Here is a 16439-nt window from a genome sequence, read left to right as displayed (position 1 = left end):
TTCTTCACGAGAATGATGGATGAATTCGGGCGGCGCCGCAAGCGCCGCTTCAAATACGGTCTGAAATGTCCTGTGATGACGCATCCGCAGCATCGCTTCGCACGCGCGGCACGGGATCGAACAGAGTGAACAGCAACAGGCCGGCAAGGAAGCCGCCGATATGCGCCTGCCAGGCAACGCTCGTGGTCTCGCTATCGACGCCGATCGCGCCGACACCGAAGACGATGTTGACGCCGAACCACACCGCGAGGAAACCGAGCACCCGCCCGTCGCGCAGCGCGCGCGATAGCGGCAGCGCCGGAACTCTCGCGGCGGTATCGGCATCCGATCGGCTGAACGACAGGAAGCTGCCGCGAACGAAGGCGAAGCGGATCGCCGCCGCCATCGCGCCCGACACCGAAGCCGAAGCGCCGATCATCGGCGCCACCGCGTGCTCATGGGTGACGAGATGGGCGAGCGCGCCGGCCGCCGCCGTCACCGCGAGGAACAGGAAGAACCTGATGGTGCCAAAGCGCCGCGCCAGCGCGCTCCCGAACGGCAACAGCCACAGCACGTTGAAGCCGAGATGGGTGAGATTGGCGTGCAGCAGCGAATAGGTGACGAAGCTCCAGATTTTTGCGCCAGCGCCGCCCGGAATCTCCAAATTAAGCAGCGAGGAATCGTAGCGCTTGGGGATGAAGCCGAAGACGTCGATGGTCCAGTTCTCCAGTTCCGGCGGCAGCAGCACGCGCAGATGGATCACCGCCAGCAGGATGATGTAGGCGGTCAGCGCCACGGGCAGCGTCAGGATCGGCTCGCGCGGAGCCTCCTCATTGACGGCCGGCACGTCCATCGAAGCATCATGCAACGAAGGATCTTGCGGCGGGGAATCTTGCGGGGAATCCAAGGCAGCTTCGCTTTCAGGCGCGATCGGAGCGACAGACTTAACGACAGGCCCTGGAGATAGTCGCCTTTGCCCGCCCTGCGCAAGTGCACAAAAGGAAAAGGCAGGGCCCTGGGAAAGCCCTGCCTGTCCGTGTCGGACTTCCGGTACCCAGAGAGACAGGGGTATCCCCACCCCTCCCCGCGGCCGGTGACCAAACTGTTTGACGCCTGTGTACAGGCCTCGTCGAGAACCTGGAGAAAAGCGGCGAGGCTTTGCGACTGCGATCACCATAGCAGCGGGGCGGCGGACGGAAAGCGCATAGTTAATTTAACGTTAACGACGCAAAGGCAGCGCCAGGGAGGCCGAAAACGCCTCCACGGCATGGACGGTGCAAATCCCCTCCTGCACAACAACACAGGGATCGCGGCTGCACTGAAGCGGGACAGGATTGTCCCGCGAGGTTGCGCCCCGGGATAAGCGTTCAGTCATGAAACATCCGTCGAACCGCGAGTTCTTCGCGTATTGGGACAAGAAGCGCGGCACCGAGCGGGCCCCTGACCGGGCCGATATCGATCCGGCTGCCGTGCGCGGCCTGCTGGGCGACATCTTCGTGCTGTCCTGCGAGCCCAGTCTCGGCTTTCCGTTTCGCGTCGCCGGCACGCGCGTCTGCGCGCTCGCAGGATGCGACCTCAAGGACGCGAGCTTTGCAGCGCTGTTCAACGAGGCCAGCCGCCGCGAGATCGAGGAGATCACGACCGTTGTCGCCGACGAGAGCCTCGGCGCGATCGCCGGTATCACCGCCACGCGTGAGGACGGCAGCAAGGCGCATCTCGAGCTGTTGCTGCTCCCGTTCAACGCCCGCCCGCATACGCCGGTAAGCGTGACAGGCGTGCTTGCGCCATTCGACGACGAATGCGGCGCGCTTGGCCCGTTCACCCTCACCTCCTGGCGTTATCTGCACCAGCCGGAGAAGCTCTTGCCGCGCGCGATCCGCAAGCTGCAGATCGCACGCGGGCTGATGGTGTATGAGGGACTGAGGTAGGAGTGACCCTCGTCTCACGGCGCGCAGCGTTTGCAAGCCGCCCGATCTTCATTGCAGTCAGACGCGCCGGCCCCCCGGCGCGCAGGCTCGCGATCCGTGATTGGAACCTTATCTGTTGAAGTGCGTTTATCCGCCTGCCGTCGCTGGTGTCTGCGCGGCAACGCGGCTCGGTCGGAGGCGATGCGTTTGCTAGCCGCCGGGCCTCCGTCGAGGGGCGATTCCCGTGATGGAGCACGCGACCAGAGTTGGTAATCGCCTGTTAGCTGCGTTACCGCCGGCCGACTTCGCTTTGCTTGCACCGCATTTGCGGAAAGTACCGCTCCAGCACGACGCAGTCCTGGTCGGGTCGGGCGACCGCATCGAACATCTCTACTTCCCCTGCAGCGGCGCGATCGCCCTCATCATGGAGTTGCCGAACGGACAAACGGCCGCAACCGCAGTGATCGGCAACGACGGCGCCGTCGGACTCATGACGGCGCTCGGGCCCGTCCGATCCCCCCTGACCGCGGTTGTCCGCGTGGCCGGGACCGCACTGCAGATCTCGCCCGCGCGATTTCACGCGATGCTCGAACGCAGTCCCGCCGTCGCAAGCGCGGTTCAGATTGTCACCAGGGCGTTGATGACGCAATTCCTGCACGTCGCGGCCTGCAATGCGCTGCACTCCGTCGAAGCGCGCCTCGCCCGCTGGCTGCTGCACATTCACGATCGGACGGATGGCGGTGATGTCCTGCCCTTGACCCAGGAGACGTTGTCGGAATTGCTCGGCGTCCGCCGTACCACGGTCACGCACGTCGTGAGTGCACTTCGAACATCAAGGGCGATCAAATCCAATCGACGCGGCCAACTCGAGATCGACAGGCAACGGCTCGAGGTCGTCGCATGCGAGTGCTACAAGGTGATGAGCCGCAGGATCGATCGGATCGTTTCGCAGGATGCGTTAAGACTCCTTCACGCCGCGCCGGCGCGGGACGGCTGCCCGCCTCCGGACTTCCCGTTCGCCAAGACCGACTCGTAAACCCAGGCCTCCCTGGCGAACCACTCGTGCGTCGCCGCGCACATCCGGCAATAGGTACGCGAAAAGAATACAGTACTGCAGCGAAACCTTTCGCCATCCATCTCGATGCCTGTCGGAATTGCGCTCCCCGTCTCCGGGCACTTGATCATCACCATACCCATCTTGATTTCCCTCCAGCTTGGCATCACCTCACGGCAAGGCTGGCCGCCATCGGCTGGACGGCGTCTCTTCTCGCGAAGACGCTCGTCCAGCCGATCCACGTGGCCAGTAGCTTCGATTCAAGCAGCCCTATGCAGAACCCGGTTGAAGCTGTTCTTGATCGGCTCGGCCGCCTCGGTCGCGACCTTCTGGGCCAGATCCCAAAGCTCCCGATTCTGGGCGGAAGCCGCTTCAAAGGTCTTGCGGCCGTGAGCGGTGGAGAGGTTCACGAGGTCCGCAAACGACTTCACGTCTGCAAGCTGGGAGAGGAATTCCAGCGCGGAGCTGGTATTGTTGTTGGATATTTCGATGACCTTGGTGCCGTAGTCGGCGGCACGCTTGGCATTGGCCGAACAGGCATCGCGGAGAGCTTCGGTGATCTCCTCGGAAGTCGCCTTCATCTGCTCGAAATTTGCCTTAGCCCGCGTGGCGGTCGGCGCGGCGAGATCGCCGAAGATCGCCTGGATGTTGAAGAACGGTATGTCGAATTTGAAGTTTGCGTTTCCGTTCGCCGTCCCATTCAGCGGAGCGGCATTCGTTTCGGCTTTCACATTGGCATCACTCACGGGCATTCATCCTTTCAAGCGAAACTAGATAATGGATTGAAGACTCCCCAAGGCGCCCAGGTGCGTACTGCACCGGGACACCAGTGCCTCTACTTTCACGATGGTGGGATGCTGCTGCGGATATGCAGCTCTTGCCCCCTGCCGGAGGCAACTATGACCGACGAAGGTCGAAGCTTCGGTTCGCTTTCGGACTCTCAATTTGAATTAGTTCGACTCGTGCGATGCTGCGGCGCAATCAAAATTCTGCATCTTTGAAGTTGCTGCTGTTGCATGCGCCAACCTGAGATCAGCGCCGGCGAGCTATTAAGAGGCTCGATCCCGGAGCCGTTTGAGCCGGAATGTTCTGCCGCTTGCGCAACCGGCAGGTCGACCTGCAACGGTCCCTGTGCGATAAATTGGCCGGTCACACGCGGGCTGTATCAGGGGGCTGCGGCAGTTCTCGTTCGACGTGAGCGAGCGCCGCGATCTCGATGCAGCCTCTCACCTGGACGAAACGACCATGTCCGACATCATCAATTTCGGCTCGCTTCAGCTCCGCTTCCTGCAGAGCAAGGATGACACCGGCGGCAGCGTCGATATTTTCGAAATGACGTTGCAGCCGAATGCGCGGATGCCGATCCCGCATTATCACGACCGCTGGGACGAAACGATCTACGGGCTGTCCGGCGTCTCGACCTGGACGATCGATGGCAAGCAGAACGATCTCGGCCCCGGAGAATCCGTCTTCATCAAGCGCGGCATCGTGCACGGCTTTACCAACCGCTCGACCGGGCCGGCGACATGCCTGTGCATCCTGAGCCCCGGGGTGCTGGGCACGCAATATTTCACGGAGATGGCCGCGCTCCTGTCGGCAGGCGCGCCACCCGACCCCGCGAAGATGAAAGAGACGATGCTGCGCTATGGACTGGTGCCGGCGCCGGCTGCGTGAGCCAAGCTCGCCGCCCAGCGGAAATGGCCGGTCCCGCGCTAGCGATCCATCACGGCCGGCGACGCGGCGAATGCGGTGGGAATCATCGCGAGCGATATTGCGAGCGTGAGCGCGAGGCGGATCGAGGACGTCATGGTATCTCCTGTCATGCAATGGGCTTGCATGGGGTAGGACGCCGCGCGAGCCGTGGTATTCCTGAGATGACGGCAAAGATATTTTTCGCTGCGTGCCTCGTCGCATCGGAATAAACTGGGATGATTGAGACGGAACGACGGATCGACATGAGCAAGCCGCATTGGCGTCCCGCGCGCGCGTCCGACCTGCCGGCGATCAGCGCGATCGCAGCGCGCATCCACCCCGATCTGCCTGAACGCCCCGAGGTGTTCGCGGAAAAGATGCGGCTCTATCCCGATGGTTGCCGCGTGCTTGCCGCGGAGGACGAGATCGTCGGCTACGGACTCGCCCATCCCTGGACGCAACACCGGATTCCGCCGCTCGACGGCTTCCTCGAACAACTGCCCGGCAATGCGGACTGCCTCTATGTGCACGACGTCGCGGTGCTGCCCGGCTTTCGCGGCGGCGTCGCGGGCGATTATGTCGCTGCGATCGAGCAGCTCGCGCGCGCGTCAGGGGTCGCGACGCTCGCGCTGGTGTCGGTCTACGCCACGCGGCCGCTGTGGGAACGCCTCGGCTTTCGGGCCGTCACGGCGAACGCGGAGCCGCGTGCAAAGCTCGCGTCCTACGGCGACAACGCGACCTACATGCTCCGCGATCTCGCTGCGACGTAATGCCCCTTCACGGTGCAGTCCCGCGGCAACATTCTTGCCGACGCCGGAAGGCGGCCGTCAGTCTCGATGCTTCTTTTTCGTCTTCGGCTTCTTTCCGGGTGCGCCCTTCCCAGGCCACGAAGTGACCGAAGGCTCTGCGTGGCCCGGCTTGTTCTTGTGCTTCTTTTTCTTTGCGAAGGAAGGAGCATCGTCGAATTTCGGTCCGCGCTCGCCCTGCGCCTTGTCGTATGGCTTGCCGTGCAGTTTGCCGTGCGACTTGAACCCACCCGGCTCGCGCGGGCGATCGTCGCGACGTTCACGATGGTCGCTGTCGCCGCTCTCGCGCCGAGGCGCGTGGGACCGCTCTTCCGAAGACGCCTGCCGCTGCGGCGCATCCGCCATCGACTCGATGCGGATATTGTCTTCCTTGTCCGGACGCTTGATCTTGGCGGCGAAAGATTCCACGACCCGCTCGGAAATCTCGAACTCGGTCGTGGTGTCCATGATCTTGATGGCGCCGATGTCGTTCTTGTCGATGCCGCCGCGGCGGCAGATCATCGGCAACAGCCAGCGCGCTTCCGCATTCTTGCGTCGCCCGATGTTGGCCCGGAACCAGACGGTGGCCTCCCCCATGCCGTGACGCGGCGAGGATTTCCCCTTGGAGCGCGGCCCCGCAGAGCGATCATCGCCGCGCGAAGTGCGGGCATCGTCGCGCGGTGCGCGGGCATCGTTGCGACCGCGATCGTCGCGCGGTCGGCTGCTTCGCTCGCCCGGATCCATGATGTCTTCGGGCGACGGCAGCCGCGCGCGATAGAGCCGCGCGAGCGACGCGGCGATCTCCTCAGCCGACCGCTCGGCGAGCAACGCCTGCGCCAGCGCCAGATCGTCGGCGGTCGTCTCCTCGGTGAACAACACGTCCTTCATGCGCTCGTGATCGAGCTTGCGGATCTCATCCGGTTGCGGCGCCGTCCCCCAGACCGCGTCGATCCCCGAGACATTCAGCAGCATTTCCGCACGCCGCCGTCGCACGGGCGGCACCAGCAGGATACTCGTCCCCTTGCGACCCGCGCGACCGGTGCGGCCCGAGCGATGCTGCATGACTTCGGCGTCGTTGGGCAGGTCGGCGTGAATGACAAGGTCGAGGCTCGGCAGATCGATGCCGCGGGCGGCGACGTCGGTCGCCACACAGACGCGCGAACGTCCGTCCCGCAGCGACTGCAGCGCCGTGGTTCGCTCGTTCTGCGTCAATTCGCCTGACAGCGCGACCACCGAGAAGCCGCGCTCCAGCAGCGCCGCCTGCAAATGCCTGACGTGATCGCGCGTGCTGCAGAAGACCAGAGCGCTCGGCGCCTCGTAGAAGCGCAACACGTTGACGACCGCGTGCTCGGCATCGCCGGGCGCGATTCGGATCGCGCGGTACTCGATATCGGCGTGACCGCCTTCGTCGCCGGCGACCTCGATCCGGAAGGCCTGCTGCTGATACTGCTTCGCCAACGCGACGATGCCGCGCGGGAACGTGGCCGAGAACATCAGGGTGCGGCGCGTGTCCGGCGTGGTCTTGAGGATGAACTCCATGTCCTCGCGAAAGCCGAGATTGAGCATCTCGTCGGCCTCGTCGAGAACGACCACCTTCAATTCGGAGATGTCGAGACGGTTGCGCCGCAGATGATCGCATAGCCGGCCGGGCGTACCGACGACGATGTGAGCGCCGGCCGCAAGCTCGCGCTGCTCGCGCCGCGGATCCATGCCGCCGACGCAGGAGACGACGCGCCCGCTCGCATGCTCGTACAGCCACGCCAGCTCGCGATGGACCTGCAAGGCAAGCTCACGGGTCGGCGCCACGATCAGGGCAAGCGGTGCACCCGCCCGCTCGAACCGCTCGGCGCCATCAAGCAGATCCTTGAACAGGTCCTTGGCCATGGCCAGCCCATAGGCCAGCGTCTTGCCGGAGCCGGTCTGGGCCGAAACCAGCAGGTCGCGGTCAGTGGCTTCGTCCGTGAGCACGGCGAGCTGAACGGGGGTCGGACGGTCGTAGTTGCGCTCGGCCAAAGCTCGGGCGAGCGGCGGACTCATGGTCGGAAAAGACACGGGATAAAACCTTGGTTGGTCCAGGCGCGGAACGTTGAGCCGCGCGACCTGAAGCTGCGTAGGCGGCAAATGGTCCAGCCGCACGCGTGGTGATTTGATTTGCACGCTCTTTACGCCAAGCGCGGGCAAATCACCATGCCTATGACGCATGGCTTTGGCGCCATCGAGAATAAGCTTACCGCTGGCGGCACCCACTACATCCAGCGTTTTCCGGCCGTTTTTCTGCATATAGCGAAATTTTGCGTCAAAGCCACCACCGCAGCGCGCAAGCTCGCATAGAGACGACGCGCCGGCCCTAATCCCGGGAGGTCACCAGTCTGCCGAAGCTGCCGACCAGCCTGACTCTTGCCCGCGCAACAGTGTTCTTCGCCGCGCGGCTCAGTGCGCGGACGGCACGCCAGGCCTCGGTTGCTTGCAGCCATGCCCTCACCTCGGCGAACTTCCCGTAACCCCAGGCGAAAGCCGGAATCCGCATCAGCTTGTCGCGCGTGAGATGGAACAGGCGCTCGACCAGCACCAGCTTGAGCAACTCACCGACGATGAGAGTGGCCGCGGCGCACACGAACTGACCAGTTGCCGCGAGATAGGCCGCCACAGGCTTGATCGGCTCCAGAATGATCACGGGCACCGAAAACAGTGCGAGCGACGCATAAGGCGGCAGCGATCTGATCCAGGCTCGCAATCGCTTGAATTCGAGATGCCGCCCAAGCCAGCGCGAAATCGGCCTCGCCACGGCCATGAAGACCGCATCCACCAGGAAGTAGATAGCCGCCAGGATGTAAGTGACTGGTTTCAGGATCCGCTTCACGATACCTCTCTCGCGAACTGAAAGCCGGAACTAGGGCCTAAGTTTCACCTCGGCGTGAATAACTCGCGAATTTCCGATGGAACTTTTCGGGCGGCGGCCCGGCTCCCCGCATTTCAGATCTCCGCATAGACCTCCAAAAGATTGCCGTCGGGGTCGCGGAAGAACAGCGTTCGATGCCCAAACGGCTGGTTCGTCGGCGGCGACAGCAGCGCAACGCCGTGTCGCATGAGTTCGTCGGCGCACGCATCGACTTCGGCCGCGGAGACCTTGAAGGCCAGCTGCAGCGAGGCGCTGCCCGCTGGCGTCGGCGCATCGGCCGCGGTCCGGCTCGACTTTGCGAGAGCGAGCGTGTTGCTGCCCAAGCGGTACTCGATCCAGTTCGACGACAACTCTCGCAGCAGCGGAAACGCAAGGACGTCTTCATAGAAGCGGCGCATCGCCACCATGTCGCGCACGAAGATGACGGTGTAGTCGATCGCGCGGATGGCGTGGAAGGGGGAGCGCGTGCGTTGGTCTGGTTCGGGTGTCTCGTCCATCGTCATGCCTTTCATTCCAAACGTCCGCACGCAGCTCGTATGGAGCGTAGCGGAATATGAGGAGCCACAAGCGAGAATCCCGGCTTACGCTACAGCGCAATCCGGGCCACGAATTTCTCACTCCACCAATTCCGGCCACGGCACGATGGTCGACTTCACCGTCTTCATCGCCATGGCGTCCCTGACCGCCTGCGCGACGCCTTCTTCCGTGAAGGGGTAGATCGTCTGCATCTTCAGCCAGGGATATTTGTCGCGGGTGCGATAGAGCATGTCGACGCCGAGCGGCAGATCGTTGCCAGTAAAGCCCCAGGAGCCCAGCACGTTGAGGTCTTTGGTGCAGATGCGGTGCCAGGAGGTCTCGATCGAACCGGCGTCGGTGAACTGGCCCATCTCGACATAGGTGCCGCCGTCGCGCAGCATCTCGATTCCTTCGGGGCCGGCGGTCGGATGGCCCGAGCAGTCCATCACCAGATCGGCGCCGAAGCCCCCGACAATCTCGCGCACGCGCGCGATACGATCTTGCGGCGATTTGATCTCCTCGATGTTCACAGTCGCCTCCGCGCCGAATTCGCGCGCGAGCTTGAGCCGCGGCTCCTCCGGCGCACCGACGCAGATCACGCGCCCTGCTCCCATCTCCTTTGCGGCCGCGACGGCGAGAATGCCGATCGGACCCGAGCCCTGGATCACCACCGTGTCGCCCCAGGTGAAACCACCGGCTCGGCCAGCGCGGTTGAAGGCGCGAATGCAGGAGGTCAGCGGCTCCGACAACGCGCCCAGCCGCAGCGACATGTCGTCGGGCAATTTGTAGATCTTGGTGCCCGGCAGCATGTCGAGATCGACATAGACATATTCGGCCCAGCCGCCCCACATGTGAGGCGCTTTGTCGAAGCCGAGATATCGGCCGTAATAGACCGGCGTCAGGCACTTGTTGGCTACTTGCGGATAATGGATGCAGTAATAGCAGCGGCCGCAGGGCATCAGCGGCGGGATCATCACTTTCGATCCCACCTTGAGCGGCTTGCTCATGAAGTCTTCGGTGAATTCTTCGCCGCATTCGACGATCACGCCGCCGATTTCATGACCGAGCGTGAACGGCCAAGGCAGCGGCTTCGGCCAATGTCCCTTCAGAATGTGCAGGTCCGTACCGCAGACGCCGCACGCGCCGACCTTGATCAGCGCGGCCTTTTTGCCGACCTTCGGCCATGGCACGCTGCGGATGACAGGCTCGCTGCCTGGTCCCGCGTGCGTGCAGACGCGGATTTGGTCCATGGCTGTTTCCTCGCTGCCCGCTTTTGTTATGTTTGGTGGTGCGGGCTGCGGGGAAGCGTATGTGAGATGCGCGGTTGTGCCAAGCTGCGGTCTCGTAGCCCGCATGAGCGAAGCGCAATGCGGGACCGGCGCTCCCGGATTTCGCTGCGCTCCGTCCGGGCTACGGCGCCTGCCACATTCACCGCCGTCATCCTGAGGTGCGAACCTTGCGATGCATTTGCATCGCAAGGTGAAGCCTCGAAGGATGGGCCACAGGCGCTCACGGCCTATCCTTCGAGGCGCGCAAGGGCGCGCACCTCAAGATGACGGTTGAGCTTGTGGCAGCAGTGCATGGCTGATCTCCAAGCACACCCAAGTGTCTTGAGCGCTCCCGGCTGAACGTGTAGGGACGGCTCAAGTCCTTTCCAGGTGCCCCCTTGAACCCCCTCCCCCAAAATCCTGTCGTCGCGTCCGGATCGTTCGCGGCGATGAAGTCCGTGCCGTACCGGCTCCAGTTCATGGCCTACGTGCTGGCGATGATGGCTGACAATATCGAGCATGTGATCAGCTATTGGGTGGTGTTCCAGAAATTCCATTCGCCGGCGCTGGCGGGCTTTGCGGTGCTGTCGCACTGGCTGCCGTTCCTGTTGTTCTCGGTCGCGGTCGGGGGGCTCGCCGACCGCTTCGATCCGCGCCGCATCATCCAGTGCGGCATGCTGCTATTCATCGTTGCGTCGAGCGGATGGGGCTTCTTCTTCATCACCGATACGATCCAGATGTGGCACGCGATGCTGCTGCTGGTGGTCCATGGCTGCGCCGGCGTGCTGTGGCAGACGCCGAACCAGCTCCTGCTCTACGACCTCGTCGGCTCGGCGGATCTTCCGAGCGCGGTGCGGTTGAACGCGATGGCGCGCTATCTCGGCATTTTGGTCGGACCTGCCGTCGGCGGCATCATCATGCTCACGCTCGGCACCTCGCATGGCATCATCTTCAACACGCTGTTCTACTTGCCGATGCTGCTGTGGCTGTTCTGGGCGCCGGTGCGCGACAACAGCGTGGCCGTGCGGCGCTTCGCCGTGCGCGGCCTTGCCGACATCATGCTGACCATCCGCGCCATCGGCACGCAACCGGTGCTGACGGCGATGACATGGCTTGCCGGCCTCACCTCCTTCATGATCGGCAACGCCTATCACGCCCAGATGCCGGGCTTTGCCGGCGATCTCGGCCACGGCGACCCCGGAATCTCCTACAGCGTGCTGCTCGCGGCCGATGCTGCCGGCGCGCTGCTCGCGGGCATCGCGCTGGAATCCTGGGGACGGCTCAAGGGCACGCCGCGCACCGCGATCATGCTCGCCATGTTGTGGAGCGTGGCGCTGCTCGGCTTCGCCTCGGTGCGGATCTATCCGGTTGCGATCGTGCTGTTGTTCTTTGCAGGCTTCTTCGAGCTGTCGTTCAACACCATGGCGCAAGCGCTGGTGCAGTTGAACGCGCCGTCCGACATTCGCGGCCGCGTCGTCGGCCTCTACAACATGGCGGGGCTTGGGATGCGGGCGTTCAGCGGCATCACCGTCGGGCTATCAGGTGCGGCGATCGGCATTCACTGGTCGCTCGGCCTGTCGGCCGCGGTGCTGCTGGCGCTGCTGAGTCTCCTGTACCAGCGCGCGGTGAGGAAGGCAGCCGGTTGACTCCGGCCTCTCTCCACCGCACCCTCGATACAGGGCTGGGGAGATGAGGCGTTGCGCAATCGCTGGAGCATTCTTGCGATCCTGTTCGTCGTTCGCCTCACCATTGCGTTCCAGTTCCAGAGTGTGGCTGCGGTCGCGCCGCTGCTGCAACAGACTTTTGGAGTCGGACTCGCCGATATCGGCATCCTGATCGGGCTGTATTTCACACCCGGCATCGTGCTGGCGCTGCCGGGCGGCGCGATCGGCCGGACCCTTGGCGACAAGCCCACGACCATCGCGGCACTGCTGCTGATGACGGCCGGCAGCCTGGTCATGGCCGCCACCGATGTCTGGGGCTGGCAGCTGGCGGGCCGGCTTGCCTCCGGCGCCGGCGGCGTGCTGCTGACCGTGCAGCTCACCAAGATGGGCACCGACTGGTTTGCCGGTAAGGAGATCGCCACCGCGATGGCGATCTTCGTCAACTCCTGGCCGGCGGGCGTTGCGATCTCGCTTGTGGTGCTGCCGGCAATCGGCACCGCCTATGGCGCGGGCACCGTGTTTCTCGTGGCCGGTGCGCTGACCGCGATCGGCATTGTGCTGATCACGTTTTATCAACCGCCGCCGGGAGCCACCGCCAGCGCAGCCGGCTTCGGGCGGCTTGATCCGCTTGCTCTCTTGGCGGTGATCGTCGCGGGCGCGATCTGGGGCCTCTATAATGTCGGCTTCGCCATGATCTTCTCGTTCGGCCCAACACTGCTCGCCGAGCGCGGCTGGAGCATTGCCGCGGCGGGATCGGCGATCAGCCTCGTGATGTGGCTGTCGGTGATCTCGGTACCGGCAGGCGGCTATCTCGCCGATCGCTTCAAGCGGCCGCTCGTGCTTGCGATCGCGGCCAGCCTCGTGGTGGCGGGGCTGCTGGCCTGGCTGACCCGATCCGACGCCGTGATCACGATCCTCCTCCTGATCGGCCTGATCGGCGGCCATCCGGCCGGCCCGATCATGAGCCTGACCGCTCGCGTGCTCGTGCCGGAAACGAGGGCGATCGGGATGGGCGTGTTCTACACTCTCTTCTATGCCGCGATGATGCTGGGACCAGCGGTGGCGGGCCGCCTCGCCAAATCGGCCGGCACCGCCGCAGTCGCGCTCGACCTCGGCGCACTGACGGTACTGGCGTGCCCGCCGCTGATGTGGCTTTTCGAGCGCATTGTGTCTGTCCGTCATCGACGCGCCCAATCCTAACGCGGCATTAACCCTGTGCACCTTAGGGTCGTCCCGGACTCCGCCAGGCGGGGGGTCGGGTTGTGAAAATGGCGTTGGCGAACAAAAAATTTCTTCCGGCCGCCGAGGAACGTCGGCGTTTCCAGCGGGTGAAGGTTCACCTGCTCGGCCGCTACATGCTGCCGGACCGCCGTGAATTCCCCTGCCAGGTAATCAACATGTCGCCGGGCGGGCTGGCACTGCTGGCTCCCGGCATCGGCAACGTCGGCGACCGCGTGGTCGCCTATCTCGACCATATCGGTCGCGTCGAGGGCAAGATCACCCGCATCATCGACAATGGCTTCGCCATGACCGTGGGTGCGACGCCGCGCAAGCGCGACAAGCTCGCCGCGCAGCTCACCTGGCTCGCCAACCGCGACATCCTCAATCTGCCGGAAGACCGCCGCCACGACCGTATCGTACCGCGCAACCCGATCGCGGTGCTAACGCTCGAGGACGGCACCAAGATGACCTGCCGCATCATCGACCTCTCGCTGTCGGGCGCCGCCATTGCCGCCGAGAACCGCCCGCCGCTGAACTCGACGGTTCTGCTCGGCCGCGTGCAGGGCCGCGTGGTTCGAAACCTCGAAGATGGCTTCGCGCTCGAGTTCATGCATTCGCAGCCGATCGAGACACTCGAAGAGAGCGTTACCGCACGGTAAAGCGCGAAGGCGCCAAATCCCCTGTATTTCGAGCCCTGAAGGCGGCCTCCGCGATGCGGACGCCGCCTTTTTCATGGGTCGTGACGAGCCTCGCGCGGGTTAACGCGAGGGCTGCGGACGCGTGCAAACAACGGTTCCGCCAGCGTTTCCGCGTTAATCGATAAAATTTGAATCAATTGCAGTCATATCGAATTTTATTCGAATTTGATTCAAGTATAGTTTGAATTCGTCGTGCCTTTTACTTGTATTCGTCTCGACTTTACTTGGCTGATTTAGCGGCAACTCAAAAGCTGCGTGCGCAATGTGGTCCCAACAAGAAACGGGGGCCGCTATGTTTGATTTCAGGGGACAGGGGAAGGGAATGGCGCTGGCCGCCATGCTCTTCGGAATGAGCGCGGCAGCGCAGGCCGGCGAAGGCCGTCTGCTCTACGCAAGCCTCGGCGACACCACGCGTTCGCCGATCGGCTGGGTCGAATTCTGTGCGGACAATGCCGCTCAGTGCCAGGGCGCGCCGACGCAAGCGCGCGACATCGTGATGTCGCAGGCCGCATGGCGCGACCTCGTCAAGGTCAATCGCTGGGTCAACGAGACCGTCAAGCCTTTGACCGACCAGGAGCACTGGGGCGTGATCGAGAAGTGGTCGCTGCCGTCGGACGGTTACGGCGACTGTGAAGACTACGTGCTGTTGAAGCGCAAGATGCTGATCGATGCCGGATGGCCGCGCGAGGCCCTGCTCATCACCGTCGTGCGCGACAAGAAGGGTGAAGGACACGCGGTGCTGACGGTGAAGACCGACAAGGGCGAGTTCGTTCTCGACAATCAGAACGAGAACGTCGTTGCCTGGACGGAGACCGGCTACCGCTTCGTCAAGCGACAGTCGCAGAGCGATCCCAACGTCTGGGTTTCGCTGGGCGATACCAGGCCGGCGGTCTCCACCGCCAGCGCAAGAGACCAGTAAGAACGAGACAAGGAGTTACGCGACCCGGTCACATCCCCACCCCTCCCCGTCCCAGACCGGTTCGCGCGCGGCCAGGCTTCCCCCAAAGCCTGGCCGCAACTTTTTTGGGGATGTGCTTCGCTCAATCCTGCTGCGTCTGCCGCGACCAGGGTACGCGCGCGGCGGTGAAATCGCGCCATGTGCCTTGCAGGGCGGGCTGCACCCCGACCGACGCGCGCGCCTGCCAGCCGGCGATCGCCGCCGCGGCGATGGCGCAGTCAGGCTCGGTACCGAGCCCTTCGAGCAATGATGCCGTGACCGCCATGTCATTGAAGGCGCCGAGCTGCTCCTGCAAGCCGGCGAGCCTGCGCGAGAATTTTCGCGCGGATTTGCGGTCCTCGTAGAGCGGCAGCAGGAACTCGCTGAGATAGCGCAGCCGCTTGGTCGCGAGCCGCACCCGGTGCAGATCTTCCGCCGCAAGCGACTTGAAGCGGCGGCCGCGCTTGAGCAGCTTCGCATGTTGCTCCGACAGAATGCGCTGCGCGAAGTTGACGGCGGGCTCGGCGAGCCGGCCGGGGTCTCCGGCGGCGACGTCGTTGCGCCAGCCCCGCGTCTCGATCCAGTTTCCGAGGCCGATCAGGAACGCGGTGCACCGGCGATCGTCAAGCGCGTGATGCGCCTTGCGATAGGCGTCGGACCGACGCGCGGCCGCAACCCGGCCCAGTGCATCGAAGCCTGCGACCGACGGACAGGCCTTTGCGATCGTCGGCAAGGTCTCGAGCCGGAACACGTCCCAGTCACGCGCGGCGGAGAGGTCTTGCGCCAGCCATCTGGCTTCCGACCGCAGCGCATCGAGATTGCTGAGCGCGCCGACCGATCGCATCAGGTCCAGTGCCGATCGAAGCCTGCGCAGCGAGACGCGAAGCTGATGCACCCCTTCCGGATTGCGACCGTCCTCGGCCGCGGGCAGCGATTGAAGCAAATGGAGGAAGCAGGAGCGCAGGATCGTCGCGAACGCCTCGTCGAGCGTAACCGACGCATCGAGGCGAAGTTTTCGCGGACGTCGCGCCGAGGGCGGTTTGTTGGCGGCAAGATCGAAGCCGCGCGCCGATTTGGTGCGAACCGACGGCTTCACCGCCCCGTGCTCGGCAAGCCGCAATGCGATCTCGTAGATCGCGCTCGCGCTGCCGCTCTTCAGCTCAAGTTCGATCTCGCTCACCGGTAACGTCCGGTCGCCGGCCGTGAGGACGCCCCGGTCAAACGCGATTTCGACCGTGCCGGACGGCAGGTCAATCATCCGCGCATGACGATGAACGTCGGCCGTGAACACCGCTTCGAGCGGCTGCGCTTCGAGATGGCTGGGAAGCTTCTCCGCAATGAAGGGCATCGCCAGAGCCAGGTCGGGCGCAAGCGACGACACCCTCGCCTCCCACTCGCCGCGGCGCAGTGGATCATCCACCGCATCGGTTTTCACGGTTTGCACGAAGCGTGCGCCGCTCTGACGAACGCGCAAGCTCAAGCCGTTGCGACGCAGCGTCCGTTCCGGCGTGTCATAATAGACCGACTTGAGATGATTGCGCGCGCCCTTGTTGCGCGCGTTCGCCGCGATGACCGGCGCTGCGTTGAAATGCGCCATGCGATCGGCATCGACGAGAAGCTTGAGCTCGATTTCACCGGCGTGCCGCGCGGCGGCGTTCGACTGGGTTGGCCCGGGTGCGGGCGTCGTCTCTTGCGATGGCGTCTGGTCGATCACAGCGCCCTCGATGATCCCTGGTTCCGCGCCGGGCTCGGCCGGTTCACGCTGCCTGAAGAAGCCGGCGACGACTTGCATTCTCTTGTCGTCTTTCGAGACAGGATT

Annotated in this window: 16 protein-coding genes; 9 read left to right on the top strand and 7 right to left on the bottom strand. The window is 64.0% G+C overall.

Annotated features, from left to right (window positions below; genetic code table 11):
* Positions 1–49: 49 nt before the first annotated feature.
* Positions 50–886: a rhomboid family intramembrane serine protease gene (locus ABIB06_RS27975; RefSeq protein WP_456663603.1), complete on the bottom strand. Its 837-nt coding sequence runs from the start codon at positions 884–886 to the stop codon at positions 50–52.
* Positions 887–1352: 466 nt separating this feature from the next.
* Between ABIB06_RS27975 and ABIB06_RS27970 the strand changes: the two genes are divergently transcribed.
* The gene (locus ABIB06_RS27970) at positions 1353–1907 is read left to right on the top strand and encodes a PAS domain-containing protein (RefSeq protein ID WP_354046464.1); all 555 of its coding nucleotides are present in this window, start codon (positions 1353–1355) and stop codon (positions 1905–1907) included.
* 226 nt (positions 1908–2133) lie between these two features.
* The gene (locus ABIB06_RS27965; protein WP_249803900.1) at positions 2134–2922 is read left to right on the top strand and encodes a Crp/Fnr family transcriptional regulator; all 789 of its coding nucleotides are present in this window, start codon (positions 2134–2136) and stop codon (positions 2920–2922) included.
* 278 nt (positions 2923–3200) lie between these two features.
* Here ABIB06_RS27965 and ABIB06_RS27960 read toward each other — a convergent pair whose 3' ends face one another.
* Positions 3201–3692, bottom strand: a complete 492-nt coding sequence (locus ABIB06_RS27960) for a phasin (protein WP_354046462.1) — start codon at positions 3690–3692, stop codon at positions 3201–3203.
* Between the two features lie 493 nt (positions 3693–4185).
* Here ABIB06_RS27960 and ABIB06_RS27955 point away from each other — a divergent pair, with 493 nt between their 5' ends.
* A complete protein-coding gene (locus tag ABIB06_RS27955; protein WP_247353141.1) occupies positions 4186–4614 on the top strand; it encodes a cupin domain-containing protein in 429 nt (142 codons plus the stop codon).
* A 281-nt stretch (positions 4615–4895) separates the two neighbouring features.
* The gene (locus ABIB06_RS27950; protein ID WP_354046460.1) at positions 4896–5402 is read left to right on the top strand and encodes a GNAT family N-acetyltransferase; all 507 of its coding nucleotides are present in this window, start codon (positions 4896–4898) and stop codon (positions 5400–5402) included.
* Positions 5403–5459: 57 nt separating this feature from the next.
* Here ABIB06_RS27950 and ABIB06_RS27945 read toward each other — a convergent pair whose 3' ends face one another.
* Positions 5460–7454 carry a DEAD/DEAH box helicase gene (locus ABIB06_RS27945; protein WP_354046565.1) on the bottom strand — a complete coding sequence of 665 codons (1995 nt, stop codon included), beginning with the start codon at positions 7452–7454 and terminating at the stop codon, positions 5460–5462.
* A 114-nt stretch (positions 7455–7568) separates the two neighbouring features.
* On the opposite strand from ABIB06_RS27945, the gene ABIB06_RS27940 reads away from it, so the two are divergent.
* Positions 7569–7748, top strand: a complete 180-nt coding sequence (locus tag ABIB06_RS27940; RefSeq protein WP_354046458.1) for a hypothetical protein — start codon at positions 7569–7571, stop codon at positions 7746–7748.
* Between the two features lie 16 nt (positions 7749–7764).
* Here the strand turns inward: ABIB06_RS27940 and ABIB06_RS27935 are convergent, their stop codons facing one another.
* The 3 genes from ABIB06_RS27935 to ABIB06_RS27925 form a co-directional block, all read right to left on the bottom strand.
* On the bottom strand, positions 7765–8277 hold the full coding sequence (locus ABIB06_RS27935; RefSeq protein WP_354046456.1) for a hypothetical protein: 513 nt from the start codon (positions 8275–8277) through the stop codon (positions 7765–7767).
* Between the two features lie 113 nt (positions 8278–8390).
* Entirely contained in the window at positions 8391–8819 is a 429-nt protein-coding gene (locus ABIB06_RS27930) for a VOC family protein (RefSeq protein ID WP_354046563.1), read from the bottom strand.
* Between the two features lie 111 nt (positions 8820–8930).
* Positions 8931–10082: a zinc-binding dehydrogenase gene (locus ABIB06_RS27925; protein ID WP_354046454.1), complete on the bottom strand. Its 1152-nt coding sequence runs from the start codon at positions 10080–10082 to the stop codon at positions 8931–8933.
* Between the two features lie 416 nt (positions 10083–10498).
* Between ABIB06_RS27925 and ABIB06_RS27920 the strand changes: the two genes are divergently transcribed.
* From ABIB06_RS27920 to ABIB06_RS27905, 4 genes are all read left to right on the top strand, one after another.
* Entirely contained in the window at positions 10499–11746 is a 1248-nt protein-coding gene (locus ABIB06_RS27920) for an MFS transporter (RefSeq protein ID WP_354046453.1), read from the top strand.
* A gap of 51 nt (positions 11747–11797) precedes the next feature.
* Positions 11798–12964 carry an MFS transporter gene (locus ABIB06_RS27915; protein WP_354069483.1) on the top strand — a complete coding sequence of 389 codons (1167 nt, stop codon included), beginning with the start codon at positions 11798–11800 and terminating at the stop codon, positions 12962–12964.
* Positions 12965–13032: 68 nt separating this feature from the next.
* The gene (locus ABIB06_RS27910) at positions 13033–13644 is read left to right on the top strand and encodes a PilZ domain-containing protein (RefSeq protein WP_247353131.1); all 612 of its coding nucleotides are present in this window, start codon (positions 13033–13035) and stop codon (positions 13642–13644) included.
* A gap of 331 nt (positions 13645–13975) precedes the next feature.
* Positions 13976–14602 (top strand): transglutaminase-like cysteine peptidase, encoded by a 627-nt coding sequence (locus tag ABIB06_RS27905; RefSeq protein WP_354046449.1) that lies wholly within the window; start codon positions 13976–13978, stop codon positions 14600–14602.
* 121 nt (positions 14603–14723) lie between these two features.
* Here ABIB06_RS27905 and ABIB06_RS27900 read toward each other — a convergent pair whose 3' ends face one another.
* A complete protein-coding gene (locus tag ABIB06_RS27900; RefSeq protein ID WP_354046447.1) occupies positions 14724–16412 on the bottom strand; it encodes a CYTH and CHAD domain-containing protein in 1689 nt (562 codons plus the stop codon).
* Positions 16413–16439 lie beyond the last annotated feature (27 nt).

This window comes from Bradyrhizobium sp. LB8.2 (assembly GCF_040548035.1).
GTDB lineage: Bacteria > Pseudomonadota > Alphaproteobacteria > Rhizobiales > Xanthobacteraceae > Bradyrhizobium.
The sequence above is the reverse complement of the archived record's forward strand: the minus strand, read 5'-3'. Positions and strand labels throughout refer to the sequence as shown.

What these genes read in the sequence shown, in the direction of transcription:
- ABIB06_RS27955 (WP_247353141.1), top strand. Translation starts at nt 4,186, where the DNA reads ATGTCCGACATCATCAATTTCGGCTCGCTTCAGCTCCGCTTCCTGCAG.
- ABIB06_RS27930 (WP_354046563.1), bottom strand. Translation starts at nt 8,819, where the DNA reads ATGACGATGGACGAGACACCCGAACCAGACCAACGCACGCGCTCCCCC.
- ABIB06_RS27965 (WP_249803900.1), top strand. Translation starts at nt 2,134, where the DNA reads ATGGAGCACGCGACCAGAGTTGGTAATCGCCTGTTAGCTGCGTTACCG.
- ABIB06_RS27970 (WP_354046464.1), top strand. Translation starts at nt 1,353, where the DNA reads ATGAAACATCCGTCGAACCGCGAGTTCTTCGCGTATTGGGACAAGAAG.
- ABIB06_RS27910 (WP_247353131.1), top strand. Translation starts at nt 13,033, where the DNA reads ATGGCGTTGGCGAACAAAAAATTTCTTCCGGCCGCCGAGGAACGTCGG.
- ABIB06_RS27945 (WP_354046565.1), bottom strand. Translation starts at nt 7,454, where the DNA reads ATGAGTCCGCCGCTCGCCCGAGCTTTGGCCGAGCGCAACTACGACCGT.
- ABIB06_RS27925 (WP_354046454.1), bottom strand. Translation starts at nt 10,082, where the DNA reads ATGGACCAAATCCGCGTCTGCACGCACGCGGGACCAGGCAGCGAGCCT.
- ABIB06_RS27960 (WP_354046462.1), bottom strand. Translation starts at nt 3,692, where the DNA reads ATGCCCGTGAGTGATGCCAATGTGAAAGCCGAAACGAATGCCGCTCCG.
- ABIB06_RS27905 (WP_354046449.1), top strand. Translation starts at nt 13,976, where the DNA reads ATGTTTGATTTCAGGGGACAGGGGAAGGGAATGGCGCTGGCCGCCATG.
- ABIB06_RS27900 (WP_354046447.1), bottom strand. Translation starts at nt 16,412, where the DNA reads ATGCAAGTCGTCGCCGGCTTCTTCAGGCAGCGTGAACCGGCCGAGCCC.
- ABIB06_RS27950 (WP_354046460.1), top strand. Translation starts at nt 4,896, where the DNA reads ATGAGCAAGCCGCATTGGCGTCCCGCGCGCGCGTCCGACCTGCCGGCG.